We start from the raw sequence: 11,750 nt of genomic DNA, 5'->3' as shown, positions 1-11,750 counted from the left end.
GTTGACGGAACTTCCCTCCGGGCCGGCGGTCGGCGGCACGTTCACCCCGGGTCGTCACCCCAGGTGGACGACGCGGGCCCACGGGGGCGGGGTGGGGACGTGGTCCTCCTCGGCCGAGGTGTCCACGGGGCGGGGGAAGAGGCCCACGATCGTGCTGCAGGAGGGCTGGGCGGAGGGCCAGGGCGTCTGCCCGTCCGTCAGGGCCACGATCACGTCCGGGCGGGGGTGGGAGCGCAGCGCCCGGGCGAAGCCCGACCGCATGTCCGTGCCGCCGCCGCCGATCAGTTCCAGGTTCTCGGCCCGGCACAGCGGTACGGCCACCCCCGCCGCCGCGTCGCAGGAGATCACCGAGACCAGATCGCGGCGGCCGCCCACCGCCCGTGCGATCGCCGCCACCTCCAGCAGCGCGGTGCCGAGTTCGGCGTCGCTGACCGACCCGGAGGTGTCGATCACGACGCAGACCCGGGTCGGCATCCGCCGCAGGCTCGGCAGCACGACGCCGGGAACCCCCGCCGAACGCCGGGACGGGCGCCGGTAGCTGTGGTCCTGGCTCACCCCCGGCCCGCCCGCGGCCGCCCGGACCGCCGCGCCGAGCAGCTGCCGCCACGGCTGCGGGGGGTGGAAGGCCTCGTCGGCCCACCGCCGCCAGCCCTCCGGCGTGTCCCCGGGCCGGCCGGTGATCGCCTCGGCCACCCGGAAGCGGACCGCGTCCCGCTGCTGCCGGGTCAGCCCGTGCGCGCCCTCCGGCCCCAGCTCCCAGGGCCGCGCCCAGCCGTCCGCGCCGCTGCCGCAGTCCAGCCAGGCCAGTTGCGCGGTGTGGTCGCTCATCGAGAACCGTCGCAGGTACTCCTCCATCAGCAGCCCGTCGGGCAGGCCCGACATACAGGGCCGCACGGCCCCCGCGGGCATCGGCAGGCCGTCGCCGTAGATGTCGTCGTTGATCTCGAAATCGGCGGCGATGTTGCGCCGCAGCCGCTGCCCGGGGCCCTCCTCCCCGTGCTCCCGCGCGTACCGCTCGCCGCGCTCGTGATGGTCCCGCAGCAGGTGGGAGACCTCGTGGACCCACACGCCCGCCAATTGCTCCAGCGGGGTGCGCGCCACGAAGGACGGGGAGACGTAGCAGCGCCAGTGGGCGTCCACCGCCATGGTGGGCACCGACCGGTCCTCCACCACGTGCAGCGCGAACAGCGCCGCGGCGAGGTACGGGCGGACGGTGGCCGCGTGCAGCCGGGCGGCCAGCAGCTTCTCCGTGTCCAGCGGGACCGCGGGGCCGGAGGGCGGCGAGCCGGGGACGGCCGCCCGCACCGGGCGCGGGGGCGGGGGAGGGGCCATGGGGCGAGGGCGCGGCCGCGCCTGTCCGGGGGCGGTCACGGGCGTCCACCCGTGCGGGCGCCCGCGGCCTTCGCGGTGCGGGCCACCGAGTTCTCCGCCCGCCGGGAGAGGCCGACCACCGAGGCGATCCGCTCCACCGCCTCGGGCACCTCCCAGTCGTCCCGCCGGAGGGCGGCGAGCGCCTTCGCCGGGCCGACCAGCAGATCCGGGGCGCCGGTCTCCAATGCCCTGACGAGGACCGCCCAGGCCGCCTCCCAGCGCTCGCGTTCCGGGCGCGCCCCGACGGCGGCGACCACGCCTTCGAGGGCCGCCTGACGCAGGTCTCCGCGCTCCGGCAGTTCGGCGGCGGCCGGGTCCGCCAGCAGGGAGTCCGGGTCGGGCAGCTCCATCCGGTCGATGTGGGCGAGCAGTTCGAGACCGGGGCCGTCGCCGACCGCGCCCCTGACGAGCAGCGCCAGCACGTCGCGGGAGACGTCGGCGGCCGTGCCGAAGGCCAGCAGCGTCATGGCGGTCTCCCAGCTGCGGGGCGAGGGCCATGCGCCGCCGCGCCGGGTCTCGGTGTTCGGCAGCCGGTGGATGAGCGTGGGCCGGGCGGCCAGGAAACCGCAGACCGCGCGGCGGGCGAACGCCACCGCCCCGGTCAGCCGCGCCGGGTCCAGCCGGGGCAGCTCGGCGCGCGGCCAGACCCCGCCGAGGCCGCGCACCACCACCTCCCGGTCGTGCACCCAGTAGAGGTGCACGAAGCGGTTGGCCAGGGGCGGGCTCAGCTCCCAGCCGTCCGCGGCCGAGGCGCGCGGATTGGCCGCGGCCACGATCCTCACGCCGGGCGGCAGTTGGAGTGCGCCGACCTTGCGCTCCAGTACGACGCGCAGCAGCGCGGCCTGGACGGCGGGCGTGGCGGTGGACAGCTCGTCGAGGAAGAGCAGTCCCCGTCCGGCGCGGACCAGTTCCACGGCCCACTGCGGCGGCGCCATGGGCACCCCGTTCACGGCCGGGTCCTCGCCCAGGACGGGCAGGCCGGAGAAGTCGGTGGGCTCGTGGACGCTGGCGATCACGGTCGTCAGGGGCAGGCCCAGGGAGGCGGCGAGCTGGGTCAGGGCGGCGGTCTTCCCGATGCCCGGCTCACCCCAGAGCAGGACGGGCAGGTCCGCGGCCACGGCGAGGGTGAGCGCCTCCAGCTGCTCGTCGGGGCGCGGCTCGGTGGTGGTGCTCCGAAGGAGCGTCAGGAGGTCCTCGGCGACGGTGAGTTGAGGCCGGTCGTCGGTCCCGGGAAGGCCGGGGAGGAGGGGGAGGGCGGGCAGGAGGGTGCTGGAAGGCATGGGTGTGTCACCTGTGTGGGTTCGGGGACGGAATCCGTCCGGACGCCGTTGATGGCGATGGCGATGGCGACGTGCTGGGGGTGAGGCGCCTGTGGAGGGGTGTGCGTTGCGTGGCCGGCCGTCAGCCGTGGAATCCGGTCCGGGGGCGGGTACGGGTGCCCCGCTTGCGACGGAGCACCAGGGGGAGGCGTCGGTCGAGCCGCGGCCGGTGGTCGCCGGGGTCCGCCACGAGGGCGGCGGGGTGGACGGGCACCAGCCCGGCGCGGAAGAGCCCGTGGTCGAGGCGGCCCGCCACCGCCGCGTCCAGGGCATCCCGCAGGGGGCCTTCGCGCAGCACCGCGGCGGGACCCAGCAGGCCCTCGACCACGGCCAGGGCGCCGGTCACGTCGCCGTGGCCGAGCCGCTCCCGGACCGCGGGCAGCGCCTCGGGGCTGCGGTGGACCGCGTCGATCGCCCGCAGGCAGGGCAGGCCGGGGCCGCCGAGCGCCATGAGCAGCTCCTCGCGGGCGAGTTGAGCCGGCTCGTGGTCGACGGCCGTCAGCCTCCCGTCCCGCAGCGCGATCCGGTGGACCTGCCCGGCGCAGTCGACCCGGTGCGGGTCGGTGCCCCGGGAGGCCTCCGGGCCGGTGTCCCGCACCTCCCCGGGCGGGGAAGGCCGTACGGAGCCCCGTGCCGACAGGGCCTGCGCGACCAGCGGGTGCAACCGGTCGGCCCGGAGCAGGCCGGCCCGTAGCAGTTCGAGGTCGGGCAGCGCTCTGGCCGCGGCCTCCGGCAGCACCGGCAGAGCCGCTGCCGCCGACGGCACCTCCCGTACCGGCCGCACCGCGGGGGCGTGGCCGTCGTCGGGGGCGACGAGTTCGTAGACGCCGTGGCTGCGCGTCCCGAACCGTACGGTGAACCGGCCGCGAGGCGGGAGGCCGTCGGCCCGCAGCAGCAGCTCGGCCTCGGCGGCCCAGTGTTCCGGCGGGTGCGGCGGTCCGTCGTCGCCCGGCTCGCACCACTCCCTCGCGGACGGGGTCTGCGGGGCCCAGCACCTGCCGGCCAGCTCGCCGCCGCGCGTGCCGTCCCAGAGGTGGCGGTGCAGGTCGAGCCGGAGGCGCCGGTCGGGGTGGGGGTGGGGGTGGTGCGCGGGTGCGGAGTCCCCGGGCCCTTCCCAGAGCGCCAGGGACATCCGCTGGCCCGCGTCCGCCCAGGCGGGCGGTGTCCGCACCACCAGCTGGGGCGTGGCCCGGCCGCCGGTCCCGTAGCGGGCCAGGCAGAGGGTGAGGCCGGGCCGCAGACGCCCGTCGGGGGTCGTCCGCGGCATGTGCCAGCGCAGCAGATCGGGCGCCAGACGGCGCAGATCGGCCCGCAGGCGTGAGGTGAGGTCGGTGCCGTGGCGTTCGCGCACGGCGCGCAGATCGAGATCGACGTCGATCCGGGCGGCGGCGCAGGCCCCGGCCCAGTCACCGGCGGCGCGGCGCGCCGTGGCGTTCTCGATCATGGACGGTGGCACGGCGTACTCGCGTACGCGTTGCCACATGAGCAGCCGGGCGGGAATCGGTTCCACGAGGTGAGGTGCCATCAGCACTCACCTTGCGTGGACGATTCCCCCATTCCGGTAGAGGAGTAGGTGTTCATCGGCGGCATCATAAGCAGATCACGGATGGTCTGTCAGCCTGGATTACCCACCCCCCTTTCGTTTCCCGTGGCCGCCCGGCCGAGGACGTGGCGGACGACGGCCGCGGCGTCGCCGGGGTTGCGCTCCAGCCACTCGGTGAGGTGCGCGCGGACGACCTCTCGGACGTAGTCCATCGCTTCGGGGTTGCCGAGCCTGGTTTTGGTGCAGCCTTCGAAGACGGGGTGGGTGAGTTTGACGGAGAGGACGGCCGTCAGGCCCTCGTCGACGGCCTCGGCGCTGAGGTCCCCGCCGTCCGGCGGCAGCAGGCCGTGACGGCGCGCGTAGTCGTTGAGGAGGTCCGTGAGCGCGGTGCGGAAGCCGTGTTCGTGGGCGCCGCCCTCGACGGTGCGGGTGCTGTTCGCGAAGGAATGGAGCCCTCCCGGGGACCCGGTGTTCCACTCCATCGCGACCTCCGCGAGGAGCGTCCGGTCCGCGTTCTGCGACGCGAAGGCGAGGGCGGCCGAGTGGACGCGGCCGCTCGGGTGCGGGCTGAGGTGGGCGAGGTAGGCCGGGAGGCCGCCGGAGTGGTGGTGGCGGACCGGGCGCTCCGGACGCTCGTCGGTGAGCGAGACGGCCAGGCCCTCGTTGAGGCAGGCCAGTTCCCGGAGGCGTTCCGACAGCGTGGCGAACGAGAAACGGGAGGGCTCGAAGATGCCGGCGTCGGGCAGGAACGCGATCGCGGTGCCGTGCCCGCCCGTCTCCTCGTGCCGCGTCAAGGCGGTGACCGGGACGCCCTTCTCGTACGCCTGGGTCCAACGGCGGCCGTCCCGGCGGACCTCGACCGTGAGCCGGCTCGACAGCGCGCCGACCACGCACAGGCCCACACCGCCGAGGCCGCCGGAAGTCCCGTAGCCGGTACGGGGCTTGGAGCCGAAGGAGAGCTCCGTCAGTTCGCGCTCGATGCCCTCGACGGGCATGCCCCGCCCGTGGTCCGCGACGCGGACGCCCCCGTCCGCGGTGATCGTGACGTCGATGGCCCCGCCGTGCCCGGCAAGGTGCTCGTCGACCGCGTACGCGACGACCTCGTACACCATCTGGTGCAGCCCGCGCTCGCCGGACGAACCGATGTACATGCCCGGTCGCTTGCGGATCGCCTCCCGGGCGTCGAGTACCCGGATGTCACTGGCCGTGTACTCGTTCACCTGCGCGGGCTGACTGGACTTGCCGGACTCGGTCATGAAGAACCCTCCCCTGGCCGTTCTGAACAGGACGGTGAGCGGCCGCTCTTGCGTGCCCATCCTAGGGAGCCGACGGTAAATCCGCTGGTCAGGCCGTGTAGGGGAAGGCCGCAGGGAGTCGTCTGTACGGCTCCGCCGTAGCCGACCTTCCGGGGTGCCGACGCTGCGGGCGGAGCGGCGCGCAGGCCCCGCCGGAGGCGTGCGCGGAGCCTTTCCGGCGGGACCCCGGGGGGTTTTCCCGGTGAGTTCTCCCGCCGGCGTCACGCGCGGGGCGGCTCCACGGGCCTTCCGGAGCGGCGGGCGGCCGCGCCCTCGCGCCAGTCGCGCTCGATGCCGCGGATGAGCGCCGGGTAGACGCCGAGGTAGCGGAAGGGCTTGATGCCGAGCATGTAGAGGGAGCCGAGCCGGCCGTTCGGTTTCACGAGCACCGTCATCCGGCCGTGGTACCCCCCGGCTCCGTCCGGGACCCAGCCGATGTGCAGTACCCCGTGGACGGTCCGGTTGGCCGTCTCCGCCGCCCATTCGTCATGCGTCAGGAAGACGGAGGTGAACGGAACGGACGCGGGGTCCGGCCCCCGGGGGCCCTCCCGCAGATCGGCCGGGAGCCGGTCGCGCAGGGAGGGGACCCGGCCGCCGACCCCGTCGGCGGGATCGTCCCAGCCGAGCAGGGCGCCGAGCCGGCGGCGGACCGCGAAGAGCGCCCGCCCGACGGGGGAGGCGACGGGGTCGCCCTCGCCCCGCGCGAACTGGTCGACGAGCAGGGCCAGATCGTCGGGACCGCCGGGAGTCGGCAGCTCCCAGACGTCCTCGACGCGGAAGTCGCCGGCGATCTCGTGGATGCGCCAGGGACGGGAGGTGTGCGCGGATTCCGGAAGCCTCACGAGCGTTCCCCTGTCTATACGATGCCGTATAGAAGAAGGCTACACCGGTCTATACGGCACCGTATAGACCGGTGGGTCCGAGGGAGGAGGCAGATCGTGGGCGTGACCCGCACACCACGCGGCAAGTGGATCGAGGAGGGCCTGCGGGCGCTCGCCTCCGGGGGCCCCGAGGCCGTCCGGATCGAACCGCTGGCGCAGGCGCTCGGAGTCAGCAAGGGCGGCTTCTACGGGTACTTCCGCAACCGGGACGCACTGCTCGGGGAGATGCTCGACACCTGGGAGCTCGCGGTCGCGCAAGCCGTGATCGACCAGGTCGAGAGCGAAGGCGGAGAGCCCCGCGCCAAGCTGGAGCGGCTGTTCGCCATCGCCCTGGCCGCCGAAGGGCCGACGAGGGGCGTCGAGGTCGAGCTCGCGATCCGCGACTGGGCCCGGCGCGACGCGTCCGTCGCGGAGCGGCTGCGGCGCGTCGACAACCGCCGCATGGACTACCTGCGCTCGCTGTTCGGCGCGTTCTGCCCCGACGAGGCCGAGGTCGAGGTCCGCTGCATGTTCGTCTTCTCCGTGAGGATCGGCGAGTACTTCATCGCCGCCGACCACGGCACCCGCAGCCGCGCCGAGCTGATGGAGCTGATCCAGAACCGGCTGCTGAGCTGAAGGGCGGGCGCGCGGCCCGGCGCGCGGCCCCGGCGCGGAATTCCGCGCGATGTTGCTGCGCGGACCCGCCGCGGCCACGCCCTACGGTGGAACCCGTGGCGGAACGTGTGGTGGACGTGGTGGGTACGGCGGCGGCTACGGCGCACCTCAAGGAGCGGCTCTACGCGACGATCACCATGATCTCCGTCGTCATCGGCCTCGCGGGCACCGGCCATCCGGACGCCGCCGGGGCCGCCGCCGCGGTCGCGACCGCCGCGGCGGGCCTGTGGCTGGCCGCGTTCGTCGCCGACCAGCAGGCCCACCGCGTCACGCACGGATCGCTCGCCCGGGGACGGGAACTGCGGACCATGCTCTTCGTCAGCAGCCCCCTGCTCCTGTCGGCGGTGGGCCCGCTCCTCCTGATCGGCGTCTCCGCACTGGGCGCGATGGAGCTGAGGACGGCGCTGTACACGGCCGCCGGGGTCAACGTGGCCACCCTCTTCGCCTGGGGCTGCTACGGCGGGATCCGCGTGGGCGGCGGAACGGCCCTCGCGGTCCTCGCCGGCGCGATCGACGCGGCGATCGGCACCGCGGTCGCGGTGGTCAAGGCCGCCGGCGGCCACTGAACGGAACGTCCGGAACGGGCCGGGTGGCGAACTCTCCCGAGATGTCCGGTGCTTGACAGGAACATCAAATCGTGAGGAACTGACTCGGCTCGGTGAGACCGGAGCAGCCCCCGATCGCGTGGACACCACGACGGTGCGGCACCTCCGGTCGATCGGCACAGCCCGGGACACCATCCCCGTCCCGGCCCGCCGGTCCACCCCCTCCGCGTACGCCGGACTCCCGCTGCATCAGGCCCGCCGGGCCTCCGGTCACGAGTCCGCCCGACGCCCCCGCGCATCGCGCGCCACCGAAGCCTCGACCCCACCGGCACGCCCGGCCGCTCCGGCGCGTCCGCAGCCGTGCCCGTGCCCTTCGCAGCCGACCGCGCGCCGCGCGGCCGGCCCCGTACCCGCGCCTCCGGCGCGGTGTGCGGCGCCGGCCGTGCCGCTGGTCATGTCCAGCCCAGGAGCGACCTGAACATGAACGAAACCCAGAACCCCGAGCCCGAGGCGGCCACGCATCCCGTCGACCGGACCCTGCCCCCGGCCAAGCTGATCGGCGCCGGGCTGCAGCACGTCGCCGCGATGTACGCGGGCGTCGTCGCACCGCCCCTCGTCGTCGGCATCGGCGTCGGCCTGTCCACCGCCGACATCGCCTTCCTGATGAGCGCGAGCCTGTTCGCCTCGGGCATCGCCACGCTCCTGCAGACCCTCGGCTTCTGGAAGATCGGCTCCCGCCTGCCCTTCGTCAACGGGGTCTCCTTCGCCGGCGTCGCGCCGATGCTCGCGATCGCCAAGGCGCAGAGCCCCGAGGACGCGCTGCCCGTCATCTACGGGGCGGTGATCGTCGCCGGACTCCTCGGATTCCTCCTGGCGCCCTGGTTCTGCAAGCTGGTCCGCTTCTTCCCGCCGATCGTCACCGGTACGGTCATCACCCTCATCGGCGTGTCGTTGCTGCCGGTCGCCTTCAACTGGGCCCAGGGCGGCAACCGCAAGGCGGACGACTACGGAAGCCTCACCAACATCGGCCTGGCCGCCGCCAGCCTCCTGATCACGGTCGTCCTGCGGCGCCTGCTGCGCGGATTCCTCAAGCAGCTGTCCATCCTGCTCGGGCTGATCGCCGGCACCCTGCTCTCCCTGCCGCTCGGCGTGGCCGACTTCAGCGGGATCACCCACACCGCCCTCATCGGCTTCCCCACCCCGTTCCACTTCGGCGCTCCCCAGTTCACCGTCGCCGCGATCATCTCCATGTGCATCGTCATGCTCGTGATCATGACGGAGACCACCGCCGACGTCCTGGCCCTCGGCGAGATCGTCGGCCGGCCCGCGGACGAGAAGACGCTGGCCGCCGCCCTGCGCGCCGACGGCCTCGGAACCGCCCTCAGCCCCTTCTTCAACGCCTTCGCCGCCAGCGCCTTCGCCCAGAACGTCGGCCTGGTCGCCATCACGAAGATCCGCAGCCGCTTCGTCGTCGCCGCGGCCGGAGGCATCCTCGTCCTGCTCGGCCTCTGCCCCGTGCTGGCCTCGCTCGTCGCCCTCATACCCCAGCCGGTCCTGGGCGGCGTCGGCATCACCCTCTTCGGCACCATCGCCGCCAGCGGCGTACAGAACCTCACCAGGGCCTCGCTGGAGCACGGCGACAACGTCCTCATCGTCGCCGTCTCCCTCGGCGCCGGCATCATCCCGATGGCCGCCCCGACGTTCTACCACTCCGTCCCCGAAGGCCTGCGCATCATCCTCGACTCCGGGATCAGCACCGGCTGCGTCGTCGCCGTCCTCCTCAACCTCGCCTTCAACCACCTGGGCCGCACCCCCGCACCGGCCCCCGCGGAGACCGCCACCCAGCCGGTGCACTGACCCCGCGGTCACCCAAGAGGTGAATCTGCCAGAATGGCTCGCATCTGCGAGGCTGATGCCTCATTCGTCCGTCGATGCCGGTGCAGAGCACGTGAGAGCCGAGGTACGTGGTGTGGAGTGAACCCCTCCCTCCAGGACAGCGCCTGGTCAGGGGATGGCCGGTCTCCCATTACGGGCCGGTGCCCCGCTTCCGGGCCGCCCGCTGGAACCTCCAGGTCTTCGGGGCCACCGCGACCGGAGAGAAGTACTCCTGGACCTTCGAGGAGATCGCCGCCCTGCCCACGGCGACGATCACCACCGACCTCCACTGCGCCTCCGGCACGACCACGACCGGCCACGAGTTCTTCGGAGTGCCGGCCGCCGCCCTGCTGGAGCTGGCTCCGCCGGCCCCGGAGGTCACGCACGTCATGGCCTGGGCGGAGTACGGGTACAGCGCGAACCTGCGCCTCGCCGACTTCCGTGCCGAGCGGACGCTCATGGCCACCCACCACGACGGCGAGCCGCTGACCGCCGAACACGGCTTCCCGCTCCGCCTGGTCGTGCCGCACCTCTACGGCTACAAGGGCCCGAAGTGGCTGCGCGGGATCGAGTACATGAACCAGGACCGACGCGGCTTCTGGGAGGAGCGGGGCTACCACAACATCGCCGACCCGTGGACGGGACGGCGCCACTCCTACCAGGAGGACGAGGACGGCGCCTAGACCGCCCCCTCCGGGCGTGAGCGGTGCTCAGAACAGGTCGAGCAGGGCCTTGTGCGTACCGCCGACGCCCGCGTGCTCGTCGACCAGGTGGAGCTCCAGGAGCCAGTGGGCCTCCCAGCCGTCCGGCGTCGTACGCCGCAGCGGCCGGTCGTTGTCCGGCCAGATGTAGGCGTCGGCCCGCGCGCACATCGGGTTGGCGGCCGGGGGTTCGCCCGCCACATGACCGGCGTGCCATCCCCCGAGGGTCCAGCCCGCCTTGGCGGCGAGGGCCCGCAGCTCCTCGTACAGCTGCCGGCCGGTGATCCGCCGGTCCGCGTGGAAGGCCTCCCGGCCCGCGGCGAACAGCCGCGGAAGGTCCTCGCGCAGCCTCGTCCCGGCCGGATCGTCGCCGAGGACCACGGTGCGGGCGAAGTCGGTCCCGTCCCCCGCGAGCAGCGGACCGAAATGGGCGGTGACCGTGTCACCGGGGCCGATGGCCCGGTCGGCGGGCGGCTCGTCGCCGTACGGGAGCACCGTGTGCGGCCCGGAGCGGACGAGCCGCCCCGGCCACCGTACGTGCCGGCCCAGCAGCTCCCGGGCCAGGTCCCCGATCCGGTCGGTCACCTCGTACTCGCTGCCGCCCGCCGCGATCAGCCCGCGCCGGGTGACCTCGGCGAACAGGGCCTCCGCCTTCCGCTGGGCCTCCACCAGGCCCAGGGCGCGCAGCCGCTCGTCCATCCGGTCGGGTATCGCCATCGCCTTCGTTCTCTTTCTCTGCTTCTCTGCCGTCTTGCCCGGAGGTCGGTCACGACCAGAGGGGGAACCGGGCCCAGCCGGCCGGGGTGCGCTCGTAGCGCAGGCGGGTGTGGACGCGGTCCGCCGACGCCTGCCAGAACTCGGCCTCCACCGGCGCGAGGGTGTAGAGGGTCCAGGCGGAGTCGACGAGCGACGGGTCCCTGCCGATCAGGCCCAGGCTCTTCTCCAGGGCCTGGTCGCGTTCGGCGGGGTCGGCGAGGTACTGGCTCTGGCGGCCGAGCAGGGCCTCCGCGCGGGCCGTGGGCGAGCGGGCGAGGAAGTCCTCGGCGTTGTCCCGTGCCGAGCCGGGGGTGACGGGGCCGCGCAGCCGGACCTGGCGGCCGTGCCCGGGCCAGTAGAAGGTCAGGGCGGCGCGCGGGTGGACCGACAGCTGGTGCCCCTTGGGGCTGAAGGCGTGTCCGGCGAACCGCCATCCCGAGGCGTCCACGTCCTTGAGGATCAGCACCCGGGCGTCCGGGTCGCCGGCCTCGTCGACCGTGGACAGGGTCATCGCGTGCGGATCGGGCAGACCGTCCGCGACCGCGTCGGACAGCCAGACCAGGAAGAGGCGGACCGGGTCGTCCGGAGCCTCCTCGGGAAGGAACTCGGGCAGCGGCCCCGAGAAGACCTCCAGACCGCGTAGCCACCCGCGGACGCCGCCGACGCTCTGCTCCGGACCGTTCACCCGCCACCTCCTCGACCGCACACCTTGACGCTCCATCCTGCATCTGCGGCTTAAATTCGACAATCTCCTGGCAGATGCTTGGCTCATTAGCCAAAGGCGGCCTCGCCTGAGCAGGGGGAATTGGA

General features: G+C 73.9%; 11 protein-coding genes. 4 read left to right on the top strand and 7 right to left on the bottom strand.

All coding sequences use genetic code 11. The annotated features are described in order from the left end of the window. Positions 1-54 precede the first annotated feature (54 nt). From AB0O29_RS03605 to AB0O29_RS03585, 5 genes are all read right to left on the bottom strand, one after another. Entirely contained in the window at positions 55-1,332 is a 1,278-nt protein-coding gene (locus AB0O29_RS03605; protein WP_365145444.1) for a VWA-like domain-containing protein, read from the bottom strand. Positions 1,333-1,367: 35 nt separating this feature from the next. Next, positions 1,368-2,651: a MoxR family ATPase gene (locus tag AB0O29_RS03600; protein ID WP_365145441.1), complete on the bottom strand. Its 1,284-nt coding sequence runs from the start codon at positions 2,649-2,651 to the stop codon at positions 1,368-1,370. Positions 2,652-2,772: 121 nt separating this feature from the next. Beyond that, positions 2,773-4,215, bottom strand: coding sequence for a hypothetical protein (locus tag AB0O29_RS03595; protein WP_365145438.1), 1,443 nt, complete (start codon positions 4,213-4,215; stop codon positions 2,773-2,775). Between the two features lie 89 nt (positions 4,216-4,304). After that, positions 4,305-5,489, bottom strand: coding sequence for an ATP-binding protein (locus AB0O29_RS03590; protein ID WP_365145435.1), 1,185 nt, complete (start codon positions 5,487-5,489; stop codon positions 4,305-4,307). 260 nt (positions 5,490-5,749) lie between these two features. Beyond that, the gene (locus AB0O29_RS03585; RefSeq protein ID WP_365145432.1) at positions 5,750-6,370 is read right to left on the bottom strand and encodes a DUF2867 domain-containing protein; all 621 of its coding nucleotides are present in this window, start codon (positions 6,368-6,370) and stop codon (positions 5,750-5,752) included. A gap of 96 nt (positions 6,371-6,466) precedes the next feature. Between AB0O29_RS03585 and AB0O29_RS03580 the strand changes: the two genes are divergently transcribed. The 4 genes from AB0O29_RS03580 (at position 6,467) to AB0O29_RS03565 (ending at position 10,166) form a co-directional block, all read left to right on the top strand. Continuing rightward, positions 6,467-7,024, top strand: a complete 558-nt coding sequence (locus tag AB0O29_RS03580) for a TetR/AcrR family transcriptional regulator (protein WP_365145429.1) — start codon at positions 6,467-6,469, stop codon at positions 7,022-7,024. 95 nt (positions 7,025-7,119) lie between these two features. After that, positions 7,120-7,629, top strand: coding sequence for a hypothetical protein (locus tag AB0O29_RS03575; protein ID WP_365145426.1), 510 nt, complete (start codon positions 7,120-7,122; stop codon positions 7,627-7,629). A gap of 459 nt (positions 7,630-8,088) precedes the next feature. Continuing rightward, positions 8,089-9,465 (top strand): nucleobase:cation symporter-2 family protein, encoded by a 1,377-nt coding sequence (locus AB0O29_RS03570; protein WP_365145423.1) that lies wholly within the window; start codon positions 8,089-8,091, stop codon positions 9,463-9,465. A 107-nt stretch (positions 9,466-9,572) separates the two neighbouring features. Next, the gene (locus AB0O29_RS03565) at positions 9,573-10,166 is read left to right on the top strand and encodes a molybdopterin-dependent oxidoreductase (RefSeq protein WP_365145420.1); all 594 of its coding nucleotides are present in this window, start codon (positions 9,573-9,575) and stop codon (positions 10,164-10,166) included. A gap of 27 nt (positions 10,167-10,193) precedes the next feature. Here AB0O29_RS03565 and AB0O29_RS03560 read toward each other — a convergent pair whose 3' ends face one another. Both AB0O29_RS03560 and AB0O29_RS03555 read right to left on the bottom strand, forming a co-directional pair. Beyond that, positions 10,194-10,901, bottom strand: coding sequence for a M24 family metallopeptidase (locus AB0O29_RS03560; RefSeq protein ID WP_365145417.1), 708 nt, complete (start codon positions 10,899-10,901; stop codon positions 10,194-10,196). A gap of 49 nt (positions 10,902-10,950) precedes the next feature. Continuing rightward, the gene (locus AB0O29_RS03555) at positions 10,951-11,625 is read right to left on the bottom strand and encodes a pyridoxal 5'-phosphate synthase (RefSeq protein WP_365145414.1); all 675 of its coding nucleotides are present in this window, start codon (positions 11,623-11,625) and stop codon (positions 10,951-10,953) included. Positions 11,626-11,750 lie beyond the last annotated feature (125 nt).

It is taken from the genome of Streptomyces sp. NPDC089915, from assembly GCF_040684675.1.
Taxonomy (GTDB): Bacteria; Actinomycetota; Actinomycetes; order Streptomycetales; family Streptomycetaceae; genus Streptomyces.
Note: the sequence above shows the minus strand (reverse complement) of the source record. Positions and strands in the feature narration are given on the sequence as shown.

Bases quoted from the DNA above. Each gene is read 5' to 3' on its own strand.
- AB0O29_RS03600 (WP_365145441.1), bottom strand. From the start codon at position 2,651: ATGCCTTCCAGCACCCTCCTGCCCGCCCTCCCCCTCCTCCCCGGCCTT.
- AB0O29_RS03595 (WP_365145438.1), bottom strand. From the start codon at position 4,215: ATGGCACCTCACCTCGTGGAACCGATTCCCGCCCGGCTGCTCATGTGG.
- AB0O29_RS03590 (WP_365145435.1), bottom strand. From the start codon at position 5,489: ATGACCGAGTCCGGCAAGTCCAGTCAGCCCGCGCAGGTGAACGAGTAC.
- AB0O29_RS03605 (WP_365145444.1), bottom strand. From the start codon at position 1,332: ATGGCCCCTCCCCCGCCCCCGCGCCCGGTGCGGGCGGCCGTCCCCGGC.
- AB0O29_RS03570 (WP_365145423.1), top strand. From the start codon at position 8,089: ATGAACGAAACCCAGAACCCCGAGCCCGAGGCGGCCACGCATCCCGTC.
- AB0O29_RS03560 (WP_365145417.1), bottom strand. From the start codon at position 10,901: ATGGCGATACCCGACCGGATGGACGAGCGGCTGCGCGCCCTGGGCCTG.